Origin of the sequence: Aeromonas sp. FDAARGOS 1418 (assembly GCF_019048585.1) — a bacterium.
Classification (GTDB): domain Bacteria; phylum Pseudomonadota; class Gammaproteobacteria; order Enterobacterales; family Aeromonadaceae; genus Aeromonas; species Aeromonas caviae.
Genome location: NZ_CP077387.1, coordinates 510,810 through 531,314, shown reverse-complemented (window position 1 = coordinate 531,314; position 20,505 = coordinate 510,810). Strand labels below are relative to the sequence as shown.

Genomic DNA, 20,505 nt, shown 5'->3' with positions numbered 1-20,505 from the left:
TCAGGGGGGATCCTGTGCCCTGTTGCGGCATGTCACCCGACCCATTCAATGTGCTCCAGCCTGTTGTGTGGCACGGCGTCGGTCAGCCAGCGGCGCAGGCTGTCGATATGCTTACGCCGGGTGCTGTGTCTGGGCCACACCAGGTAGTATCCATCCGTGGTGGCGACGGCTTGGTGAAAGGGCAGTGCCAGCAGCCCGTTTGCGATGGCCTCCTGGCTCAGCAGCAGATCCCCGACCGAGACGCCGTGGCCGCTGATGGCGGCCATGTTGCCCTGCTCCAGGGTGTCGAACACCTTGCCACTGGCCAGATTGAGCCCTGGCCTGGCGCCGGTTCCCTTGAGCCACCGCCGCCAGTCACGGCGATCCGGCGAGGGGTGGATCAGTTCGCACGCCGCCAAATCCGTGTGGGCGGTTTCCACCAGGGCCGGGGCACAGAGGGGGATCAGCCACTCTTCGAACAGCAGGTGACACTCGGTGTCATCCCCGAAATGGCCGTTCCCCAGCAAGATGGCGCAGTCATAGGGCTCACGGTGAAAATCGACGCCGTCTATGTCCATCCAGACGCTGGAGGCAAGGATCCTGGGAGTGGGGTGATGTTCACGGAACGTGCCGAGCACATCCAGCAGCCAGCGCATGGTCAGGGTCGAGGGCGCCTTGAGTCGCAGCTCCTGGCCGTTGCGGCGAAAGGTCTGACACGCCATCGCCAGGCTCTGGAACCCCTCCGTCAACTGTTCTGCCAGGGCGCGGCCGGCTTCCGTCACCTCGACCCTGGGGCCATGACGGTGAAAGAGTTCGCACTCGAACCAGGCCTCCAGGGTCTGGACATGGCGACTGACGGCGCCCGGCGTCACGTGCAGGGAGGCTGCCGCCTTGCTGAAGGAGCCGAGCCGGGCCGCGGCTTCAAACGCACGCAGCGCGTAGAGAGGAGGAAGGGTCATCGTTCGATATCAATGTGAGCTTTACTCACATTCAATGGGAGTTTTATCCGTTTTTCAAGGGCTGAGTCCCGTTGAATAATGCAGCCAACCCCGGGGCTGGTTGAGCATGACTCATCATGCCAGTCCTGGCTAAAGGCGGACATGGCGGTATCAACGAAGGAGGAAAGACGGAATGAACATGATGTTGCTGGGGGCCTACACCTTGTCGGTCGTGCTCCTGTTGTTGACTCCGGGGCCCGTCGTGGCACTCGTCACCGGCACGGCGGTTCGTCATGGTTATCGCCAGGCCTGGATGACCCTGCTCGGCACCAACGGGGCCTCCCTGGTGCTGATCCTGATGGCGACCCTGATCCTGGCCGGCGTGATCTCTCTGCCACCCTTGTGGCTCTATCTGCTGGGCGGGGCGGGGTCACTCTACATCGGTTATGCGGCCGTGGGCGGCTTGATGGCAGGGGTGAGCCAGGATACCGGATCCGGTGCGCCTGTCCTTGCAGGTGGTGGCTTTACGCAGGGCTTCATGACCGGCGTGGCCAATCCCAAGGACATTCTCTTCTTCGTCGCCTTCTTCCCGCAGTTCATCGCGGTGACACCGCACTTTGGCACCAGCATTCTGACCCTCTCCATGGTATGGATCTTCTTCGATCTGCTGGTGCTGAGTCTCTATGTCCTGCTGGTGAAGCGTTGGATGCCGGCCCGGCACAGCAAGCATATCGCGTTGATTTCATCTTTGTTTTTGCTCGCAGTTTCACTGTTCGGGGTTATGTACAATGGGGTGAAAGTCACCCTGATGCTGGCGTGACCAGGGGTGAGACAAGGGAGTCAGGCATGTTTCTATTCGTGTTCTATCTGGGCGGCAACGCCGGCCAATCCAATATCGAGGTCCACGACATCCAGTTTGTGGCGGCGCAGACCCCCGAGGAGGCCTGGCCTGTACTGCGGGAGGCCTGGTTCGGCGATCCCGACAAGGTGCATATCGACGGTTACGCCAGGCTGCTCTGGGCGGATGGCTATTCGGTGCATCTGCGGGAGACGCCTCCTGAGAAAGAGGCTCCCCGCCTCTACTTTGTGAACATGGGTGGCTATCACCCAGACTCCCTCGCGGAGCTGCATGCCTTCGATTTCTTTGTGGCAAAGGATGCAAAGGAAGCAAAAGCCAGGGGGCTCGCATCCTTGCTAAAGGGGGTCAGGCACCAGCACAAGGACAACCTGAAAGAGGTGGACGACTGCCTGCTGCTGGAGACGGTGAGCGGTCTGTACGTGCACCTTGTGCCCGACTCCGAAGGGAGCCCCTTCAGGCCGCAATGGCAGGGATATCAGCCCATCGGCCGCTGAGCGTGACGGTTGCAGGTGGGAGATAAAAAAACGGCAATCCGAAGATTGCCGGGAGGAATGTATTCGATGCGATCTGACGTGGGCTGAGCGGATCGCAGGGGCAAGCCCCAGGGTCGGCAGGCACAGTCAGCGACCATGCCCGCCTTACAGTCAGTCGGGATACGCTCTCCACCCCGGCTGACCAGCTTCGCTACCGCGTCTGTCCCGCGCCGTGTTGCCGCGATAGGAGGACAGATGCAATCAAATCAATTCGTTACAGCATGCCTGGGATGGCAGTTTTCATTTCAGATGGCCAGACGCCGACCTGGACCTGACCTATGTGCTCTTTTTGCAGCAGCAGCATGGCCAGACGGGATTGGCCGATGCCGCCGCCGATGGTTTGCGGCATGCGTGCTGCCAGCAGATCCTGATGCCAGTCATATTGCAGGCGATCCTCGTCCCCGGTGATGGCGAGCTGGCGGCGCAGGGCCTCTGCGTCCACCCGGATCCCCATGGAGGAGATCTCGAAGCTGTCTTCCAGCACCGGGTTCCACACCAGGATGTCACCGTTCAGACCCGCCAGCCCCAGCTCGCTCTCGCTGCTCCAGTCGTCGTAGTCCGGGGCTCGCACGTCGTGGCGTTCGCCGTGGGAGAGGGCGCCACCGATACCGATGAGGAAAACCGCTCCCAGCTCTTTGGCGATGGCGCGCTCGCGTCCCTTGGCATCGAGGTCCGGGTAGCGGGTCAGCAGCTCTTCACTGTGCAGGAACTGAATATCCGCCGGCAGGAAGGGGGTCAGGTCGTGCTCGGCACAGACCGCGCGCTCGGTGGCCTTGATGGCGGCCCAGATGCCGCGCACCGTCTCCTGCAGATAGGCCAGATCCCGGCGCTCGCCCGGCATCACCTTCTCCCAGTCCCACTGGTCGACGTAGACGGAGTGAATGGGGCTGAGACGTTCCTCGTCCGGACGCAGTGCCTTCATGTGGGTGTAGATGCCTTCACCCGGGCCGAAACCGAAGCGACCCAGAGTCTGGCGCTTCCACTTGGCCAGGGAGTGGACCACTTCATAGCTGTGCTCCGGCAGGGTTTTCACCTTGACCTGCACTGCATGCTCGCAGCCGGAGAGGTTGTCCTGGGTGCCGTCACCGACCCGGCTCAGAATGGGGGCTTGTACCTCCATCAGGCCGAGTTGCAGTGCGAGTTGGCGGGAGAACATCTCTTTGACGAAGCTGATCTGCTGTTGGCTGCGGATGTAGTGCTGTTTCATGCTGAATTACCTGTCGTGAATCCGTTGAATGCGGTGATTCTTCAACAGAATGCCAACTAAATTCAATATTCGATAATTGAAATAGGCTTTGTGTGTTTTTTTCTTCAAAATAAGCCATCAATTAATGATGAATCATTAAAAGGAGCGCAAAAAAGTGTCAGAAAATTATCGGATCGATAATCTCGATCAGGCCATCCTCTCCGCCCTGATGGAGAATGCGCGCCTGCCTTACGCCGAGCTGGCCAAACAACTGCTGGTGAGCCCGGGCACCATCCACGTGCGGGTAGAGAAGATGAAGCAGGCGGGCATCATCGAGGGAACGCGGGTGCAGGTGAACCCCAAGAAGCTGGGCTACGACGTCTGCTGCTTCATCGGGATCAACCTCAAGAGCGCCAAGGATTACCCGTCGGCCCTGGCCAAACTGCAGGCGCTGGACGAGGTGGTGGAGGCCTACTACACCACGGGCCACTACAGCATCTTCATGAAGGTGATGACCCGTTCCATCGACGAGTTGCAGACGGTACTGATCCACAAGATCCAGACCATCGACGAGATCCAGTCCACCGAGACGCTGATTTCGCTGCAAAACCCGATCCTGCGGGATGTGAAGCCTTGAGTCGGGTGGTCTGAGGGGGGCGTAGAGATCCCTCTCCCGTGCGAGACCCTGTTCGCGCAGCAGAATTCGACCCTGTGGGAGATGACACCCTGAGCGGTGGATCAGGGTTCGATATAGGGGATGCCGTATTTGTCGTAGAGGGCCTTGAGCCGGCCGTCCCGCTTCATGTGCAGCAGTTCGGCATCATAGGCGGCCATCAGGGCCGGGGTGTCGGCATCGGCCCGGGAACGGGTCCAGACATTGAAGTAGGGGCTGGTCTTGAGGGGTTTTGGCAGGTAGTCGAGCTTGCCTTCCAGTCCCTCCTCTCTTATCTGGGTGAAGGCGGTGACCAGGGACATGGGCACCACGTCGATGCGACCGGCGATGAGTTTGCGCAGTTGCAGCTGGTTGATGGGGATCTCCTGGAAGTGATAGCTCGGGTCTGTCATGGCTGCCGCGAGCTCGGGGGTATAGGAGAAATCCCGGGTGACACCGATGCGCCAGGGTTTGAGATCCGTCAGATGGTCATAATGGATCCGGCCTGCGGACTCCTTGCGTATGAAGAAGTGCCAGCTATGGAGCATATGGGCCTGTTTGGGGTAGAGCAGATAGGCCTCCCGCTCCGGTTTGTAGGAGTGGGTCAGCAGCAGATCATAGAAGCCGCTTTCGGCATTGCGGGTGAGCCTGGCCCCCGAATCGATGAGCTCAATCCTGATGGGGGTATGGAGCGTGCCGAAGATGGCGGTGACGAGATCCACATCCAGCCCGCGAGGGTGCCCCTGTGCATCCAGCCACTTGAGAGGAGGCTCCAGGATGCCACCAATGACCAGCTCCCTGGCTGACAGCCAGCAGGGCAGCAGCAAGCAGAATACGAGCAAGCGTCGCACGTTACATCTCCTGAGCACTCGGGACGGGGTCGCATCCGGCAGGGACTGTGACCGGCACCTATCTAACTAGAGACGACCACGGATGGCAAACCCTGAAATGGGGAGGGGACAAACGAACGGTGCCGGTGGGAGGGGGGCGGGCTGCCTCGACAGGCCGCCCCGTGGCAGAGTCGGGCGGGATGGACCAGCCACTCGCCGGCTGTGGGCGGGAGGGTAGTCGGCATGAAACCTGTGCGAGGTTGCCTGCCTCAGGTTGCCTGACACTGTTTCATCTGGGTGTTGAGGGCCTGCATCACCTGACGACGGCTGATGATGCCCGTCACCTTGCCTCCCTCCATCACTGGATAGACCTTGGGTCTGGCCCCGGCCATCTGGCGGGCGAGATCCACGATGTTGTCATCAGGAGAGACGAACAGCGGGGTCCGGCTCATCAGATCTTCGACCAGAGTACGGGTGTCGCAGTGATAGCTGCCCGTGAGCAGGGCGGGAATGCAATCCTGCTCGGAGAGAAATCCGACGAGGTGCTGATGGTCATCCAGTACCGGCAGGCCCCCCAGGTTTGCCCGATGGAGTCTGTCCAGCGCCTCGGCCAGACCGAGGCCGGGGTGCAGTGAGTGGGTCAATGGCTGCATATGATCGCGAATTTGTAGCATGATGGTGGCTCCATGGGGGTCGATGGGGCCACTATGCCCGGTGGCCGTGACAGGGGGCCAATGGGTTTTGCCTCGGACATCGATAGGTCATGGCCGATGAATGGGCCCTCCGTGCGATCCTGCATGGATCGGGGAGGGCGACAACCACAAGGAGAGGGTATGCGTGCATTGGTAACGGGCTGTGGCCGTCGCCTGGGATTCTATCTGTGCGAGCAGCTGGTGGCCGCTGGCTGGCAGGTGACGGGCAGCTATCGCAGCGAACGGCCCGAGTTGGATCGTCTGCGAGACGTGGGCGTCGAGCTGGTACAGGCGGACTTCACCCGGGAAGAGGAGGTGGGCGCCGTGGTGACGGCGCTGGCGGCCCATGAGGATCTTGCCCTGATCATCCACAATGCCTCCGCCTTCGAGCCCCAGGCGGCGGATCCTGCGGTGCAGCTGGCCCAGTTTGATCAGTTCTACCGGGTACACATGGCGGCTCCCTTCCAGCTCAACCGGGCGCTGGCCCCCGCCCTTGCCCGCCAGCCCAACGGGGGCATCATCCACATCACCGATATCTACATCCATGCCCCGGCGCCCCAGTTTGCCGCCTACGTGGCCACCAAGGCGGGAGCCCATTCCCTGGCCATGAGCTTTGCCCGCGAACTGGCACCCGCCGTGCGGGTCAACACCATAGAGCCTGGCCCCATCCTGTTTCTCGACGAGCACGGGGATGACTGGCGCCAGCAGGTGCTGGCGAAGACGCCGCTGGCGCGGGAAGGGGGTCTGGAGCCCATCTGGCAGGCGGTACAGATGCTGATGAAGAACGACTACATGACCGGGGCCAGCATCCGGGTGGACGGGGGGCGCGCCCTCGCCGTCATCTAGGGCAAGGCGGGCCGCCATGACATGAGGCGCCTTTGGGCGCCTCATGTGTGTGAATGGCTCAAGGGTGCCGGATGGCGGCGTGCCGGGAAGGGGGACCGGGGTGGCCGTTGCCGGGAAGCAGGGCCTCGTCTTGCTGGCAGAGATGGATGGGGGCCTGGCCGATGCGCTGCTTCGCAAACACCTTGCTGCCCGGCAGGCCGAGGGTCACCTTGCCGGAGTCCACACTGCCGCCCTGATACATCTCCGCCAGCAGATCCCCCAGGTAGGCATCCACCCCGGCCTCGGCGAAGTCATCCCGTTCGCCGCAGGCCAGGATGTCGATGTCCAGTGGCCTGTCCGCCACCTTGCACAGGGGGTTGCTGCGATCCCGGCCATGGGCCAGCTCCATGGTGACGAACTCGGCCTTGAGCTGGACGGGGGAGAGGTCGCTCTGGACGACGAACAGGCAGTTGAGGAAGTCGTGGCGCGAATGCATGCCCACGGGCTTGGTCTGGATGACGGAACTCAGGTGAAGGCGACCAAAGCGGGCCAGCAATTCGGCGACGGCCTGACTGACGTGCAGGGCGGGGTCGAGATTGGATCCAATGCTACAGAGGTAAAACATGCTTTCCATTCCTTGGGTTGGGCTCGTCTGAAATATATACGCAGCTCACGGTTATGGGATTCACTATGAATTAACATGTCGTCATCTGTTGTGATCCAACGCTGATTGGCAGAAAGGAGGTTTGCATGAGCGTAGAAATGAAATGGGCACTGTTGGCCGCGTCAGGGGCCCTTGCCATGATCATTGTCATCTGTGTGGCGTCCGTCGGCCTGGCGTGAATCCGGCCTCGGTGAGCAATCAAACCGGCTTTATGGCCGGTTTTGCTTTTTGGGGCAGTGCGGATATGCTGGCTCCCCCATGACGAATCGAGACCGCAGAAGATGACCAAGGTTCGGCCCCGCTCCCTGCTCCAGGTAGTACTGATGGGCTTCGTGCTGGTGCTGATGCCCCTGGGGGGCATGATCTGGCACGACAGTCAGGCTCTCTCCCACCTGGGCCAGCTCACCAGCGACGAGATGGAACGTGCGGTGCGGGACACTCGCCGGGCGACGCTGCTCTCCACCCAGGCCATCGATCTGGAGCGCACCCTGCGCCGCTATGCGGTCCTGGGTGATGACCGCATCCTGGCCAGCTATCGACAGCAGCTGGTGCGCTACCGGGAACTGCTCGCGACCCATCAGGACTCCATTCCGGATGCCGAGGTCTACGGAGATCTCGAGGCGGCGCTGGTCTGGCTCGACGGCCTGCAGGATCTGCGCAAGGCCAGGCAGGAGGCGACCAGCCCCCGTTTCACCGACTTCAACGAACTGAACCAGCAACTGGAAGTGGTCACCCGCAGCCAGGTGGATGATCACGTGACCCGCATGCGGGGCGCCATCGTGGAGCTGAAACAGCAGATCTGGTGGGTCAGCGGCTTCGTGGTCGGGCTCAGCCTGCTGCTGGTGTTGCTCTTTACCTACCTCATCATCCACCCGGTACGTCAGATTGAGTCGCGGATCCTGAGTCTGGGCGCAGGCGTCGAGCCGGATCAGCGCCCGGTGGATGGCCCGGCCGAACTGGTGCTGCTGGGAGAGCGGATCAGCTGGCTGCACGACAAGCTCAAGGAGCTGGAACAGCAGAAATACCAGTTCCTGCGCCACGTATCCCACGAGCTGAAAACCCCCCTTGCCGTGCTGCGGGAGGGGGCTGATCTGCTCTCGGAGCAGCTGGTGGGGCCCCTCAACGGGGATCAGCAGGAGATCTGCCAGATGCTGGAGGAGAACAGCCGCCGTCTGCAGACCCTGATCGAGCGGCTGCTCGACTTCAATCGCCTCAGCCAGCAGGAGGTGTTCACCCTGTCCGAGGTGCCCCTGGCGCCCTTGTTGTCAGACTTGTCCGAAGAGTACCGGCTCGCGCTGGAATCCAAGCAAATCAGTGTACACTTGCCGCCCGAGCCCATCAGCCTGCGGGCAGAGCCCTACCGCCTGCGACTCATCCTCGACAATCTCTTTTCCAACGCAGTCAGCTATGGCGCCAGGGGCGGACAGATCTGGATCCGCGCCGGGGCGGGGGCGGGCGGCGGCTGGCTGGAGGTGGCCAACGAAGGGCCTGTCATCCCGCCAGACGAGCGGGAGCGCATCTTCGAGCCCTTTGAACAGGGCAGCATAGTGCGTCAGGGATTGCTGAAAGGCTCCGGCATGGGCCTCTCCATTGCCCGTGAGTCTGCCATGAGTCTGGGCGGCGAGCTCAGGCTGATCGAGGATGCCCAGGCGGATGTCTGTTTCCGGCTGGATTTGAACGTGCGCCCGAGCTGACGGGCGTGGCGGCGACCCCGCAGGTGCGGGTGGCGCCTTGACACCGAATATTGAGAGGAGCGGGCAGGTGCCTGCTCCCCACCAGGATCTGAAGTGACATTCAAGATGAAACGATTTGTGATTCCCGTATTGATGATAGGCCTGCTCGCTGGCTGTTCCCTGCTGCCTTCTACCAGCCTCACCGAGCCTTCCCAGGAGGCGATCGCCAGGCGGATGGAGTTTGCCAACAAGGAGATGCAGGTGCGCCTGCAATACTCGGACTGGTTGCTGGCCAGCCATCCCCAGCAGCGGATTCAGGAGCGCCAGCGACTGGCCGGCGCCACCGACCTCGAGAGCCGGGTCAGCCTGGCCATGGTCAACACCCACCCGTCCGAATCGGTGGCCAGCCGCCGGGCCGGGCTGGATCAGCTGAAAGCTCTGTTGCCGGAGCTCGGTCTCGATGCCCAGGCCTTCCTGCGCAGCTGGATCGCCCTCGGGGAGGAGCTGCTGGTGCGAGACAGCCGCCGCGACGATCAGAGTCAGGAGGTGAAGCGTCTGCGCCAGCAGATAGAGCAGCTCTCCGCAATCGACGAGCAGCTCAACCAGCGTAAGCTCAATGGGGGAGGTCAGCCATGACAGCTCCGGACCGCGCCGTAATGACCGCGTTTTTCGCCAAGAGGGGGTGAGAGCATGAGCCGTATTCTGCTGGTGGACGATGATGCCAGCCTGCTCAAGCTGATGAGCATGCGCCTGCGCAGCCAGGGTTACGAGGTGGATACCGCCGACAGCGCCGAAGGAGCGCTGGACAGGCTGCGCCAGCAACGGGCTGACCTGGTGCTGAGCGATCTGCGCATGGGGGGCATGGACGGGCTGGCGCTGTTCGAGCGGATTCAGTCCCAGTGGCTCGGCATGCCGGTGATCATCATGACCGCCCACGGCACCATTCCCGATGCCATCCAGGCGACCCGCTCCGGGGTGTTCAGCTTCCTGACCAAGCCCATCGACAAGGACGAGCTGCTGGTCACCATAGAACATGCTCTCAGCCTGACCCGTCCGAAGCAGCAGCAGGAGTGGCAGTCCCTCATCCAGACCCGCAACCCGCAGATGGAGCAGTTGCTGATCCAGGCGAGCAGCATCGCCACCATGGACGTGCCCGTGCTGATCCTGGGCCCCTCCGGCGCCGGCAAGGGGGTGATGACCCAGGCGCTGCACCAGGCCAGCCACCGCCGTGACAAGCCGCTGCATACCATCAACTGTGCGGCTCTGCCCTGGCCCGCGCTGGACTTGCAGCTGTTTGGCGAGGATGGCCAGTCCGGCCTGTTTGCCGAGGCCAAAGGCGGCACCCTCTTCCTCGACGAGATAGGGGATCTGTCGGAGTCACTCCAGGCCAAGTTGCTCCAGGTGCTGGCGGAGTATGGTCAGGGCACCCCCGAGGTGCGGGTCATCAGCTCCAGCCATCAGGATCTGGTGACCGCCATGGAAGAGGGGCGTTTTCGCGAGGATCTCTTCTACCGCCTAAACGTGGCCAACATCACCCTGCCGCCTCTGAGCGCCCGCAGCGAGGACATCCCCCTGCTGGCCCGTCAGGCGCTGGACGATTACCGCAACCGTCACCCCGATTGCGCCGCCCTCGGCTTCTCGCCTGAGGCGCTGGCCCTGCTGGCCGCCGCGGCCTGGCCGGGCAACGTGCGCCAGCTCTGCGGGGTGGTGGAGCAGCTCGCGAGCCTCTGCTGCAGCCCGGTGATCGGCGCGGCCATGGTGGAGTCGGCCCTGAGTGGCGGCGGTGGCGGCATTCCCTCGTTCAACGAGGCGCGGGCCGAGTTTGAAAAGGAGTACCTGATCCGGCTGCTGCGCACCACGGAAGGCAATGTGACCCTGGCGGCCAACATGGCGGGGAGAAACCGCACCGACTTCTACAAGCTGCTGAATCGGCACGGCATCGAGGCGGCCAACTTCAAGTCGAAGGGATAAATGACAGAGGGGCGGCCGTCGATGACGGGCCGCCCCTCTGGTTTCCGACAGAATCGGCCTCAGGCCGGGTCGCTGACACCGCTGGTAGAGAGAGTCTTCTGGGAGAGCCAGAGGCCGCTCGCCTTCATCAGATAGCCAAACAGGGCGCCGATGATGAGGGAGGGCAGAATGAGCCGCCACTCGCCTGCGGCGCCGAAGGTGGCACAGCAACCGGCGAAGGTGCCGGGAATGTAGGCGAGCCACTGCTGCCTGGCCTGCACGCACATCAGGGTGGCCACCACCCCTGTCATCAGATAACCCGCCATGCCGGCCCCCCACCAGGTCTCCCCGTGGATCAGCAGGAGTGCCCACAGCATGCCGGTGGTGTTGCACAGCAGGGTCTGCAACAGCGCCTTGTAACCGCCACTCGAGGCGAAGTAGCTGGTGCAGCCGAGGAAGCCGACCCAGGAGATGAGACCGAGTGCGGCGGCCAGTCCACCCCAGACGGCGGAGAGGATCCCGGTCGTGATGGCGATGGCGAACAGTGGGCTCATGGCGTGACTCTCAGTGGTTGAATCCGGAAAAGGAGGCAGCCTACTCCGCGGTAGAGCGGCAGCAAGCGGGGGCCGGATTGTGTGTGATCCCGATCACTCTTTGCAACTCTGGAATACGCTTGCGCTCGCTAAAAAAATTCATTGGAGGCGCCGCAGACCTTGTTCCATAGTTAGAGGCCCTGTCCTGCTCATGGAGTGAGTCTGATGGTGCCAAACGTGATCGTTCCTCTGCTGGTGTTCGTAGTGCTCTTCCTGGCCGGTACCATGGCCAAGGCACTGCCCCTTTACCAACTCATGTAATTCTGTGTGAAATAAAACTCGGCCGGGGCGGGTCTTATGGTTGTCAACCTCATCGTCCCGGGAGTTTTTTCATGTTGATCAAGCGCCGTACTTCTCATCACCCCACCGAACAGGATGTCACGCCGGAAACCGTCTATCAGGATCGTCGCCGCATCCTGAAAGGGCTGGGCCTGGGCGTCGGTGCCGCCACCCTGGCGTTTCCGGTGAAGGCCAGCCTGCTGGATCTCTTCGCACCGGACAAGCCGGCCACCGTGGCCCCCACCAGACCCCTCGACATCCGTGCCGCGACCCGGCCAGAGGGATTGATCCTCACCCCGGAGGAGAAGGCCACCACCCACAACAATTTCTACGAGCTGGGGACCGACAAGGGGGATCCGGCCCGCAACGGCCATTACCTCAAGCCCGAGCCCTGGACCCTGAAGGTGGAAGGGGAGGTGGCCAAACCCTTCACCCTGGATGTGTGGGATCTCATCAACAAGAGCACGCTGGAGGAGCGCATCTATCGGCTGCGCTGCGTGGAGGCCTGGTCCATGGTGTTGCCCTGGAGCGGCATTGCGCTGGCGGATCTGATCCGCCGTGCCGAGCCCACCAGTCGCGCCAAGTTCGTGGCCTTCGAGACGCTCTATGATCCGGAACAGTTGCCGGGGCAGGCCTCCCGTGCCCTGGGGGGCGGCATCGATTATCCCTATGTGGAGGGCTTGCGCCTCGACGAGGCCATGCACCCCCTCTCCTTCCTCGCCATGGGGCTCTATGGCAAGACCCTGCCCGCCCAGAACGGGGCTCCCATCCGGCTGGTGGTGCCCTGGAAGTACGGCTTCAAGAGTATCAAGAGCATCGTCTCCATCCGCCTGGTGGAGGAGATGCCCCCCACCACCTGGAACCTGCTGGCCCCCAACGAATATGGCTTCTACGCCAACGTCAACCCGAACGTGGATCACCCGCGCTGGAGCCAGGCGAGCGAGCGTTTCATCGGCGAGGGGGGCATCTTCGGGGCCAAGCGCCAGCCGACCCTGATGTTCAATGGCTACGGCGACGAGGTGGCGTCCCTCTATCAGGGGATGGATCTGCGTAAATGGTATTGAGACTGACGCTCTGTCCGACTGATCTCTTGCCCCCTTTTCCCCTGGTGGGCGAGGGGATGAGAAGCGGGAAAAACATGACGGGAACTGCAATATGACGCCGAGACTGAAAACAGCCCATGTCAACGGCTTGCGGGCGCTGGTGCACTTTGGTTCGCTCGGCTTTCTGCTCTGGCTGGGCTATGCCGTGCCAGCCGGGCTGCTGGGGGGGGATCCGGTCCAGGGGCTGACCCATTACCTTGGCAAGGGGGCCCTTCACCTGCTGTTGCTGACCCTGCTGGTGTCGCCGCTCGCCAAGCGCTGGCGCCAGGGGCAGCTCATCAAGTTGCGCCGCCCCCTCGGGCTCTGGTGCGCCGCTTGGGCGTCCCTGCACTTCATGGTCTGGCTGGGGCTGGATCTGCAGTTCGACTGGGGGCTGATTGGCGGCGAGCTGGTGAAGCGCAGCTACATAGTGGTGGGCATGGTGGCGCTGCTGCTGTTGCTGGCGCTGAGTATCACCTCGATCCCGGCCCTGTTGCGTCGCATGGGGCCGGCCTGGCAGAAGCTGCACAACTGGATCTACGGGGGGGCTCTGCTGGTGCCGGTACACTACTGGTGGTCGGTCAAGAGCGGGTGGCAGGAACCCCTCATCTATCTGGTGCTGGCCTGCGCCCTGCTGTGGCCCCGTCGGGAAAAGCTGCTGCGCCCCTGGCGCAGGCGAGCGCAAGTGGCCGGGAGGGAGGCGGCGCAACAGTCGTCACGCCCATAGCAAAAGAGGCCTATTCGGCCTCTTTTTTGGTGATCTCGCCGGTGTTGGCATCGACCTGCAACTGGACGCGCTGATCGTCGGCATCCAGGGTATCGACCTCGAATTTCTCCCCTTCCAGCTCCACTTCCCGAATGTCGTGATACCCTTGTGCCAGCAACAACTTGACCAGTCCGGCCATGTCGAGACGTGTCTGCGCCGCCCAGCCAAAGGTGGAAAAGAGGCACAAGATCAGCAGGATACTGCGTGGGATCATATTCATTCCGGATTCATGGCTGGCACACTATAAACGGCATTATGTTAGGTTTTGAGAGATGAATCACCCATGAATAGCGCGCTGCCCCTGCTTGGATTGCTGCTGCCGATGCTGGTTCAGGCGGCCCAGCCGAACGAGGCCTTGCTGCAACAGGCGGTCAGCGAGGGGCGGGTCCGCCCTTTTCATGAGTTGATGGAGGTGGCCTCCCGCCTGCCGGTGCGCGTGCTGCGCGTCGATCTGGGTGAGGAGGATGGCGTCTGGCTCTACGAGCTCAGGCTCATCGACGAGGAGAACAGCGTCATCAAGGTGGGCTATCGGGCTGACAACCTGGAGATGGTGTGGCTCAAGGGCCACCATCTGGAGCGCCTGTTCGCTCCGCGCCCGCCCCCGGAAGAGGAGTAACGGCGTGAGTCCGCGAACCTACCGCCGTCCGGTTCGTCCCCCCAACCGTTGCCGGTGCCGGCACAACCCTGTTTTGGATACCCATGTATGCGCATTCTGATAGTTGAAGATGAAAAGATCCTCGCGGGCCAGCTGGCGGAACAGCTGCGTCTGTCCGGTTTCGTCACCGATCTCTGCCACGATGGCAACGAGGCGGGCTTTCTCGGCGAGACCGAACCCTATGACGCCATCATCCTGGATCTCGGCCTGCCCGGTCGCGACGGCCTGAGCGTACTGAAGGAGTGGCGCAGCAAGGGGATGGACACCCCGGTGCTGGTGCTGACCGCCCGTGGCCAGTTGCACGAGAAGATTGAAGGGCTCAACGCCGGGGCGGACGACTACCTCACCAAGCCCTTCCAGGTGGCGGAGCTGGTGGCGAGGGTGCAGGCGCTGGTGCGCCGGGCGGCGGGGAACGCCAGCTCCATCCTCGAGATCGGTGGCGTGCGTCTCGACATGGCGGCGTCCCAGGTATGGTACGAAGGAACCCCCATCAAGCTCACCGCCCACGAGTTCCGGGTGCTGGGCTACCTGATGCAGCACAGGGGCAAGGTGGTGTCCCGCAGCGAGCTGATCGACCACATCTATGCCCAGGATTTCGATCGCGACTCCAACACCGTGGAGGTGTTCATCGGCCGCATTCGCAAGAAGACCCACGCCGATCTCATCGAGACGGTGCGCGGCCTCGGCTACCGGATCAACGAATGACGCGACCGCAACCGATGGCGGGGTGGGTTGAATGAGGCTGGTACGCACCCTGCGAGGTCGGCTGGTGGTGATCGCCATGGTCTGGTGCGGTCTCTTCCTGTTCGCCACCGGCTTCAGCCTGCAGACCATGATGCGCAACTACTGGCAGGAGGCGGAGGCCGATGGCCTGCGCCTGCAGCTCTACGATCTGCTCTCCCGCCTCGAGATCCAGCCGGACGGCATGCCGGTGGTCACCGAGCCCATGGCCGACCCCCGTTATCGCCAGCCCTACTCCGGCTACTACTGGCAACTGGAGCTGGGGGAGACGGTGGTCAGTCGCTCCCGCTCCCTGTGGGATGCCCATTTGAGCGCCCACGGCCTGAAGTCGGCCTTCGGCGATCCGGATCTCTTTGTCGGCAAGGGGCCCAACAAGGAGCCCCTGCTCATCATGACCCGTACCGTGCTGCTGCCGGGGTCTGATCGGGTCTTCACCCTGGTGATGGCCAAGGACAGCAGTGCCCTGACCCAGACCCTGAAGAAGACCCGCATCAGCCTGTTCCTTGGCCTCGGCTTCGCCGCCACCGGCCTGGTGCTCGGCTTCATGTTCCAGATCCTCTACGGCCTGCGCCCGCTGCACCTGCTACGCCGCGAGCTGAGCCGCGTCCATCAAGGTCATCAGGAGGGGTTCCGGCTGCGCTACCCCCTGGAGATCCAGCCGCTGGTGGAGGACATCAACCGCCTGCTGCACCACTATGGCGAGCTGCTGCAACGAGCCCGCTCCCACACCGGCAACCTGGCCCACGCCCTCAAGACGCCGCTCAGCATCATGCGCAACCAGGTGACCCAGTTGCCGCCGGAGGATCAGGCCGCCCTCGGCGAGCAGCTCGACCAGATCCAGCGCCACATCGACTACCACCTCGGCAAGGCGCGGGTGACCGGCGCCGCCAAGATCCTCGGGGTGTCGACCCCGGTGCGGGCCCGGGTGGAGTACATCTGCCGCGCCTTCTCCCGCCTCTATCCCGGCAAGACGGTGGACTTGCAGGTGCCGGTCAATCTGGCGGTCGGAGTGGAGGAGCAAGACTTCGACGAGATGGTGGGCAACCTGCTGGAGAACGCCTTCAAGTGGTCCGCCAGCTCGCTGCGCATCTCCAGCGCCGAGCTGGGGGGCTGGATTACCCTGCGCATCGAGGACGACGGTCCCGGCATGAGTGAGGATCAGATCGCCAAGGCGGTGCTGCGGGGGGTGCGCCTCGACGAGAAGGTGCCGGGCTCGGGCCTTGGCCTCAACATCGTCTCGGATCTCGCGGAAGCCTATCGTGGCAGCCTCATCATGGGGCGGGCTGAGCTGGGGGGGCTCGCCGCTTCCCTCTCCCTGCCCAAGGTGGCCAGGGTCGAGTGATGGGGCGCCCCGTCGGGGGGCCCCTTTTGTGCCGCCGTGCTGGCAAGGGTGCGGCACCCGGCATAAGATACGTCTCTTGTTTCAGGTGTAGGAAGGGTAGCAATGACTGACGATCCTTGGGCTTTGTGCCATCTCGATGATTCGTTCGATGCCTCGGTGCTGGGCACCAAGGGGGCCCAGATCCAGTGGTTCGAGGACAGGGATGCCCTGATCCAGTTCCTGCTGGAGGACTTTGTCGACCTGCTGGCCGACGTGGGTGAGCTGGACGAGGATCAGACCGAGAGCGCCCGCGAGCGCTTCACCCTGCTGGTGGAGCAGAGCCTGGATGATCGCACCCTGATGGATGCTATCAACGATCTCGCCTCCGGCCTGCGCCGCATTGCCTGGCTGGGGCCCCTCTCCGAACTGGCGGAGTTGAGCGACGACTTCGCAAGCGGGCTGCGTGCCTTCTTTTGGAGCCAGTATGACGGTGACGAGGATGACCCCGAGGCCTGGGTGCCGGAAGATCTCTGGCCCCAGCTGGTGGAGTGTGCCGAAGAGTACATGGTGGAAGGAGACTTCTGAGCCACACCACAAACTGCGATAAGAAAACGGCGCCTTGATGGCGCCGTTTTTGTTGCTCAGTCCTCTACTCAGGCGTTGGCCGGTACCTCGTGCGCCGTGTTGGCGAGCACTGGCCCGATATACTTCTCTATCTGCAATTGGGCCATGTGGCCGCAGTTGCCCTGGGCCAGACTGGACGAGCCCTCGTCGAAGGTGAGGCAGTTGACGTTGCCGTTCTTGCAGATGCTGCCCGCTTCGCCCGGCTTGGCCGGATCGTACCAGGCCCCTTCACACACCCGCACTACCCCGGGCCGGATATCGGCGGAGATCAGGGCCCCCACCAGGATCTGGCCGCGCTCGTTGAAGGCCCGCACCAGATCGCCATCCTGGATGCCGCGCGCTTTGGCGTCGTCCGGATGGATCAGGATCGCCTCCCGATCGGCGATGGCGAACTTGTCCCGCAGCGGGGTGTTGTCGAGCTGGGAGTGCAGCCGCTGGGTCGGGTGGGAGGTGTTGAGCGACAGCGGATAGCGCGCCGCCACCTCGCTCTTCACCCACTCCTTGGGCTCATACCACTTGGGATGACCGGCGCAGTCGGCGTAACCCATCCCCGCCACCGTGTTGGAGAAGATCTCGATCTTGCCGGACGGGGTACCGAGCGGGTTGAGCAGCGGGTTTTCGCGAAAATCGGCGTGACGGATCCACTGGCGGTTGGCCTCGGGGATCGGGAAGCGGATGTAGTTGTTGGCCTCCCAGAACATGTTGAACGGCGGCAGCGCGACCCGGGCACCGCGAGCCTGGGCCGCCATGCCGTCGTACATCTGCTTGAGCCACAGCATCTCGTCCTTCCCTTCGGTGTACTGCTCCTGCACGCCCAGCTTGGCGGCGATGGCGCTGAAGATGTCGAAGTCGTTGCGGGACTCATGCTGGGGGGGGACGCACTGGTGCATGGGGAAGACGTAGCGCTGGGAGTAGTCGCCCCCCATCTCCAGGTCGTTGCGCTCGTAGCTGGTGGTGGCCGGCAGCACGATGTCGGCGTGCTTGGCAGTCGCCGTCCAGTAGGGCTCGTGCACGATCACGGTCTGGGGTTTGCGCCAGGCCTGCAGCAGGTTGTTGGTGTCCTGATGGTGGTGGAAGGGGTTGCCGCCCGCCACGTAGACCAGCTTGATGTCCGGATAGGTCACCTTGCGGCCGTTGAAGTCGATGGTCTTGCCCGGGTTGGCGAGGCAGTCGGCGATGCGGGCCACCGGGATGGGGGCCGGGCTGTTCTTCGGTGCGCTGCCAGCGGAGATGCCCGCCAGAATGCCGCCCTTGGCGGTGGGGCTGCCACCGGAGGAGTAGTGGTAACTGAAGCCGTAGCCGCCCCCCGGCAGGCCGATCTGGCCCAGCATGGCGGCCAGAGTGACCAGCATCCAGTTGGGCTGCTCCCCGTGGTGCTGACGCTGCATGCCCCAACCGGCCATGATCATGGTGCGCTTGGCGGCCATGTCGAGGGCCAGCTGGCGGATCACCTTGGCATCGACGCCGCAGATGGCGCTCGCCCACTCGGCGCTCTTGGGCTGACCGTCATCCTTGCCGAGCAGGTAGGCGAGGAAGGTGTCGAAGCCGACGGTGTAGCGATCGAGGAAGGCCTGATCGTGCTTCTTCTCGCTGTAGAGGGTGTGGGCCACCCCCAGCATCATGGCCACGTCGGTATAGGCGTTCGGGGCAATCCACTCGGCATTGGCCTGCTTGGCGGTCTCGTTGTAGACGGGGTCGATGCTGATGACCCGGGTGCCTTTCTCTTTCAGCGCCTTGAAGCCGGCCTGCCCCTCGTGATCCGGCATGTTCCAGCTGTTCTTCAGGGTCACCTGGGCGTTGACCCCCCAGAGCACCACCAGTTCGGCGTGTTCCACCACGTTGGGCCAGGCGGTCTGCTGCTCGTACACCTCGATGGAACCCATCACGTGGGACATGATCACCTGGGCCGCGCCGGTGGAGTAGTCCCCGGCATAGCCGGTGAAACCCCCGGCCAGGTTCATCAGGCGGTGCAGCAGGGTGCGGCTGTTGTGGAACATGCCCACGCTCTTCCAGCCGTAGGAACCGGCGTGGATCGCCTGAGGGCCGAAATCAGACTGGACGCGCTGGATCTCGCCGGCCACCAGTTCGATGGCCTTCTCCCAGCTCACTCGCACCCACTCGTCGGCACCGCGCAGCTCCGGTCTGGCACCCGGGCCGTGCTCCAGCCAGCTCTTGCGCACCATGGGGTACTTGATGCGGTTCTTGGCGTGGACCTGGAACGGCGCCATGTCGATGAGGTCATTCGGCGCTGGGTCATCGGCCACCGGCTGGACCCGCACCATGCGGCCCTCGGAGACGATGGCCTCGAAGGCTCCCCAGTGGGCGCCGGTCAGGATGCCTTTCTGGGCGGGGACCAGAGTCGGGAACTGCTCCAGCGCCGTGCTGACGGCCTTGGCCAGGGCGCTTTTCGGAAAGAGACCAGCCAGCAGGGGCAGGGCGGCACAGGCCCCCAGCCCCTTGAGCAGAGTACGGCGGGAGAGGTTGGTCTGTTGGTCATTGAAAAAAGTCATGGGAGAGTCCTCTGTTCCTGCCTTAATGGGCCGCGCTCATGTCGCTGGCGTGTTTCTGCACGTATTGGGTGAGCATGCGCGCCTGCTCCGGGGTGAGGGAGGTACGGGACTCCATCCCCTTGATGACGCCGATCCACTGGTTGGCGTTGAAGTGATCCAGCGCGGTGAGGCCGTGACAGCCGGTGCAGTTGTTGGACATCAGGGTGGAGGCGTATTGCCACAGCTTGCCCTGGTCGCCGATGAGCTGGCTCTGGTCGACCCAAGCGGTCAGGCTGACCTGATGCCAGGTGAGGTTGGTGGCGCTGTCGGTCTCGCTCTTGCCGGTCACGAGGGCTTTTCTGGCGGCTTCGCCGACCAGCACGCTCAGGATCCGTTTGCCGGGGGCGGCGTAGAACACCTCGTTCACCCCGTCCTGCTGCCAGCCGTCGATGCGCACCTGGGCGCGGCCGTTGTCGTTGGCCAGCACTTCCACCTGGGTGGAGGGCATCAGGGTGCCTTCATCAGTCTTGGCGCCGGCATCCAGATAGAGCGGGGTGGTGGCAATGGCATAGCGGGTGGTGACGGTGGCCGGGGTCTGGGCGGCGGCTTGCGCCAGCTCGCTGGCACCGGCGGCAGCCAGGCCGCTCATGTCCGGCATGATGTGGGCGACGCCGCGGTGGCAGTCGATGCAGGTCTGACCCTCCTTGATGGCGACCGGGTGCTCGGCGCGGGCATTGGGGCGCTGGGCCAGGATGTCCATGGCGGCGTAGCTGTGGCAGCTGCGACAGGTGGCGGAGTCATTGGCCTTGAGCTGATCCCACACGGTCTGGGCCATGCGCAGCTTGTGGGCCTCGTATTTTTCCGGGGTGTCGAGGGTGCCGATCGCCTCGTGATAGATGTCTTTCACGGCGCGGATCTTGGTCCAGAGATAGGCGGCGGGTTCACTGGGGATGTGGCAGTCGGCGCACTCGGCGCGGATCCCCTTCACGTTCTGGAAGTGGACACTGCCCTGATATTCGGCGAGGGGGGTCTGCATGGAGTGGCAGGAGACGCAGAACTCGGTGGAGCTGGTCTTGTGCAGCACGGTGACGGTGACGCCCAGTGCAGCGACCCCCAGCAGGGCCCCGAGCAGCAGAAGCCAGAACCAGGTCTTTCTCAACAGTTTTCCAAGCAT

The 20,505-nt window shown here is 63.3% G+C and carries 23 protein-coding genes; 14 read left to right on the top strand and 9 right to left on the bottom strand.

The genetic code is table 11. The features are described 5' to 3' along the window. Positions 1-32: 32 nt before the first annotated feature. Positions 33-938 carry a LysR substrate-binding domain-containing protein gene (locus tag I6L48_RS02590; RefSeq protein ID WP_113069138.1) on the bottom strand — a complete coding sequence of 302 codons (906 nt, stop codon included), beginning with the start codon at positions 936-938 and terminating at the stop codon, positions 33-35. 172 nt (positions 939-1,110) lie between these two features. On the opposite strand from I6L48_RS02590, the gene I6L48_RS02585 reads away from it, so the two are divergent. Both I6L48_RS02585 and I6L48_RS02580 read left to right on the top strand, forming a co-directional pair. Further along, a complete protein-coding gene (locus I6L48_RS02585; RefSeq protein WP_113069136.1) occupies positions 1,111-1,737 on the top strand; it encodes a LysE family translocator in 627 nt (208 codons plus the stop codon). 26 nt (positions 1,738-1,763) lie between these two features. Further along, positions 1,764-2,270: a DUF1543 domain-containing protein gene (locus I6L48_RS02580; RefSeq protein WP_113069135.1), complete on the top strand. Its 507-nt coding sequence runs from the start codon at positions 1,764-1,766 to the stop codon at positions 2,268-2,270. Positions 2,271-2,523: 253 nt separating this feature from the next. Here I6L48_RS02580 and asnA read toward each other — a convergent pair whose 3' ends face one another. Then, on the bottom strand, positions 2,524-3,516 hold the full coding sequence (gene asnA, locus I6L48_RS02575) for an aspartate--ammonia ligase (RefSeq protein ID WP_151028157.1): 993 nt from the start codon (positions 3,514-3,516) through the stop codon (positions 2,524-2,526). Between the two features lie 154 nt (positions 3,517-3,670). Between asnA and asnC the strand changes: the two genes are divergently transcribed. After that, a complete protein-coding gene (gene asnC, locus I6L48_RS02570) occupies positions 3,671-4,132 on the top strand; it encodes a transcriptional regulator AsnC (RefSeq protein WP_041214272.1) in 462 nt (153 codons plus the stop codon). A gap of 101 nt (positions 4,133-4,233) precedes the next feature. Here asnC and I6L48_RS02565 read toward each other — a convergent pair whose 3' ends face one another. Together I6L48_RS02565 and I6L48_RS02560 are read right to left on the bottom strand one after the other, a co-directional pair. Continuing rightward, complete coding sequence (locus tag I6L48_RS02565) at positions 4,234-4,998, bottom strand: ABC transporter substrate-binding protein (protein WP_039039620.1); 765 nt, start codon at positions 4,996-4,998, stop codon at positions 4,234-4,236. Positions 4,999-5,246: 248 nt separating this feature from the next. Continuing rightward, positions 5,247-5,651: a CBS domain-containing protein gene (locus tag I6L48_RS02560; RefSeq protein ID WP_029314862.1), complete on the bottom strand. Its 405-nt coding sequence runs from the start codon at positions 5,649-5,651 to the stop codon at positions 5,247-5,249. A 159-nt stretch (positions 5,652-5,810) separates the two neighbouring features. Here I6L48_RS02560 and I6L48_RS02555 point away from each other — a divergent pair, with 159 nt between their 5' ends. Further along, the gene (locus tag I6L48_RS02555; RefSeq protein ID WP_039039618.1) at positions 5,811-6,515 is read left to right on the top strand and encodes an SDR family oxidoreductase; all 705 of its coding nucleotides are present in this window, start codon (positions 5,811-5,813) and stop codon (positions 6,513-6,515) included. A gap of 58 nt (positions 6,516-6,573) precedes the next feature. Here I6L48_RS02555 and folK read toward each other — a convergent pair whose 3' ends face one another. Continuing rightward, on the bottom strand, positions 6,574-7,119 hold the full coding sequence (folK, locus tag I6L48_RS02550) for a 2-amino-4-hydroxy-6-hydroxymethyldihydropteridine diphosphokinase (protein WP_069784974.1): 546 nt from the start codon (positions 7,117-7,119) through the stop codon (positions 6,574-6,576). Between the two features lie 125 nt (positions 7,120-7,244). Here folK and I6L48_RS02545 point away from each other — a divergent pair, with 125 nt between their 5' ends. The 4 genes from I6L48_RS02545 to I6L48_RS02530 all read left to right on the top strand — a co-directional run bounded on the left by I6L48_RS02545 (position 7,245) and on the right by I6L48_RS02530 (position 10,802). Further along, entirely contained in the window at positions 7,245-7,337 is a 93-nt protein-coding gene (locus I6L48_RS02545; protein WP_010675981.1) for a YnhF family membrane protein, read from the top strand. A gap of 102 nt (positions 7,338-7,439) precedes the next feature. Next, the gene (locus I6L48_RS02540; RefSeq protein ID WP_128342189.1) at positions 7,440-8,852 is read left to right on the top strand and encodes a sensor histidine kinase KdpD; all 1,413 of its coding nucleotides are present in this window, start codon (positions 7,440-7,442) and stop codon (positions 8,850-8,852) included. A 105-nt stretch (positions 8,853-8,957) separates the two neighbouring features. Next, positions 8,958-9,467, top strand: a complete 510-nt coding sequence (locus tag I6L48_RS02535; RefSeq protein WP_216987748.1) for a hypothetical protein — start codon at positions 8,958-8,960, stop codon at positions 9,465-9,467. A 54-nt stretch (positions 9,468-9,521) separates the two neighbouring features. After that, on the top strand, positions 9,522-10,802 hold the full coding sequence (locus I6L48_RS02530) for a sigma 54-interacting transcriptional regulator (RefSeq protein WP_010675978.1): 1,281 nt from the start codon (positions 9,522-9,524) through the stop codon (positions 10,800-10,802). 59 nt (positions 10,803-10,861) lie between these two features. Here I6L48_RS02530 and I6L48_RS02525 read toward each other — a convergent pair whose 3' ends face one another. Further along, entirely contained in the window at positions 10,862-11,335 is a 474-nt protein-coding gene (locus I6L48_RS02525) for a DUF1097 domain-containing protein (RefSeq protein ID WP_043153924.1), read from the bottom strand. Between the two features lie 371 nt (positions 11,336-11,706). On the opposite strand from I6L48_RS02525, the gene msrP reads away from it, so the two are divergent. Together msrP and msrQ are read left to right on the top strand one after the other, a co-directional pair. Further along, entirely contained in the window at positions 11,707-12,717 is a 1,011-nt protein-coding gene (gene msrP, locus I6L48_RS02520) for a protein-methionine-sulfoxide reductase catalytic subunit MsrP (RefSeq protein WP_201969997.1), read from the top strand. Positions 12,718-12,808: 91 nt separating this feature from the next. Continuing rightward, a complete protein-coding gene (msrQ, locus tag I6L48_RS02515) occupies positions 12,809-13,462 on the top strand; it encodes a protein-methionine-sulfoxide reductase heme-binding subunit MsrQ (protein WP_216987747.1) in 654 nt (217 codons plus the stop codon). A 10-nt stretch (positions 13,463-13,472) separates the two neighbouring features. Here the strand turns inward: msrQ and I6L48_RS02510 are convergent, their stop codons facing one another. Further along, positions 13,473-13,721: a PepSY domain-containing protein gene (locus I6L48_RS02510; protein WP_039039611.1), complete on the bottom strand. Its 249-nt coding sequence runs from the start codon at positions 13,719-13,721 to the stop codon at positions 13,473-13,475. Between the two features lie 63 nt (positions 13,722-13,784). Between I6L48_RS02510 and I6L48_RS02505 the strand changes: the two genes are divergently transcribed. From I6L48_RS02505 to I6L48_RS02490, 4 genes are all read left to right on the top strand, one after another. Then, positions 13,785-14,117 carry a PepSY domain-containing protein gene (locus I6L48_RS02505; RefSeq protein WP_010675972.1) on the top strand — a complete coding sequence of 111 codons (333 nt, stop codon included), beginning with the start codon at positions 13,785-13,787 and terminating at the stop codon, positions 14,115-14,117. Positions 14,118-14,204: 87 nt separating this feature from the next. Beyond that, positions 14,205-14,861, top strand: a complete 657-nt coding sequence (locus tag I6L48_RS02500) for a response regulator transcription factor (RefSeq protein ID WP_005332666.1) — start codon at positions 14,205-14,207, stop codon at positions 14,859-14,861. 31 nt (positions 14,862-14,892) lie between these two features. Continuing rightward, positions 14,893-16,239 (top strand): sensor histidine kinase, encoded by a 1,347-nt coding sequence (locus tag I6L48_RS02495; RefSeq protein WP_113069132.1) that lies wholly within the window; start codon positions 14,893-14,895, stop codon positions 16,237-16,239. 102 nt (positions 16,240-16,341) lie between these two features. Then, positions 16,342-16,803 (top strand): hypothetical protein, encoded by a 462-nt coding sequence (locus tag I6L48_RS02490; RefSeq protein WP_010675970.1) that lies wholly within the window; start codon positions 16,342-16,344, stop codon positions 16,801-16,803. A gap of 68 nt (positions 16,804-16,871) precedes the next feature. On the opposite strand, the gene torA is transcribed toward I6L48_RS02490, so the two are convergent. Further along, positions 16,872-19,352, bottom strand: coding sequence for a trimethylamine-N-oxide reductase TorA (torA, locus tag I6L48_RS02485; RefSeq protein ID WP_180898682.1), 2,481 nt, complete (start codon positions 19,350-19,352; stop codon positions 16,872-16,874). A 22-nt stretch (positions 19,353-19,374) separates the two neighbouring features. After that, a complete protein-coding gene (locus tag I6L48_RS02480; RefSeq protein WP_113069130.1) occupies positions 19,375-20,505 on the bottom strand; it encodes a NapC/NirT family cytochrome c in 1,131 nt (376 codons plus the stop codon).

Coding starts and splice junctions, on each gene's coding strand:
- I6L48_RS02495 (WP_113069132.1), top strand. CDS start 14,893: ATGAGGCTGGTACGCACCCTGCGAGGTCGGCTGGTGGTGATCGCCATG.
- I6L48_RS02535 (WP_216987748.1), top strand. CDS start 8,958: ATGAAACGATTTGTGATTCCCGTATTGATGATAGGCCTGCTCGCTGGC.
- folK (WP_069784974.1), bottom strand. CDS start 7,119: ATGTTTTACCTCTGTAGCATTGGATCCAATCTCGACCCCGCCCTGCAC.
- I6L48_RS02540 (WP_128342189.1), top strand. CDS start 7,440: ATGACCAAGGTTCGGCCCCGCTCCCTGCTCCAGGTAGTACTGATGGGC.
- I6L48_RS02530 (WP_010675978.1), top strand. CDS start 9,522: ATGAGCCGTATTCTGCTGGTGGACGATGATGCCAGCCTGCTCAAGCTG.
- I6L48_RS02545 (WP_010675981.1), top strand. CDS start 7,245: ATGAGCGTAGAAATGAAATGGGCACTGTTGGCCGCGTCAGGGGCCCTT.
- I6L48_RS02560 (WP_029314862.1), bottom strand. CDS start 5,651: ATGCTACAAATTCGCGATCATATGCAGCCATTGACCCACTCACTGCAC.
- I6L48_RS02505 (WP_010675972.1), top strand. CDS start 13,785: ATGAATAGCGCGCTGCCCCTGCTTGGATTGCTGCTGCCGATGCTGGTT.
- asnA (WP_151028157.1), bottom strand. CDS start 3,516: ATGAAACAGCACTACATCCGCAGCCAACAGCAGATCAGCTTCGTCAAA.
- I6L48_RS02585 (WP_113069136.1), top strand. CDS start 1,111: ATGAACATGATGTTGCTGGGGGCCTACACCTTGTCGGTCGTGCTCCTG.
- I6L48_RS02480 (WP_113069130.1), bottom strand. CDS start 20,505: ATGCTTGGAAAACTGTTGAGAAAGACCTGGTTCTGGCTTCTGCTGCTC.
- torA (WP_180898682.1), bottom strand. CDS start 19,352: ATGACTTTTTTCAATGACCAACAGACCAACCTCTCCCGCCGTACTCTG.
- I6L48_RS02490 (WP_010675970.1), top strand. CDS start 16,342: ATGACTGACGATCCTTGGGCTTTGTGCCATCTCGATGATTCGTTCGAT.
- msrP (WP_201969997.1), top strand. CDS start 11,707: ATGTTGATCAAGCGCCGTACTTCTCATCACCCCACCGAACAGGATGTC.
- I6L48_RS02500 (WP_005332666.1), top strand. CDS start 14,205: ATGCGCATTCTGATAGTTGAAGATGAAAAGATCCTCGCGGGCCAGCTG.
- I6L48_RS02590 (WP_113069138.1), bottom strand. CDS start 938: ATGACCCTTCCTCCTCTCTACGCGCTGCGTGCGTTTGAAGCCGCGGCC.
- I6L48_RS02555 (WP_039039618.1), top strand. CDS start 5,811: ATGCGTGCATTGGTAACGGGCTGTGGCCGTCGCCTGGGATTCTATCTG.
- msrQ (WP_216987747.1), top strand. CDS start 12,809: ATGACGCCGAGACTGAAAACAGCCCATGTCAACGGCTTGCGGGCGCTG.
- I6L48_RS02580 (WP_113069135.1), top strand. CDS start 1,764: ATGTTTCTATTCGTGTTCTATCTGGGCGGCAACGCCGGCCAATCCAAT.
- I6L48_RS02510 (WP_039039611.1), bottom strand. CDS start 13,721: ATGAATATGATCCCACGCAGTATCCTGCTGATCTTGTGCCTCTTTTCC.
- I6L48_RS02525 (WP_043153924.1), bottom strand. CDS start 11,335: ATGAGCCCACTGTTCGCCATCGCCATCACGACCGGGATCCTCTCCGCC.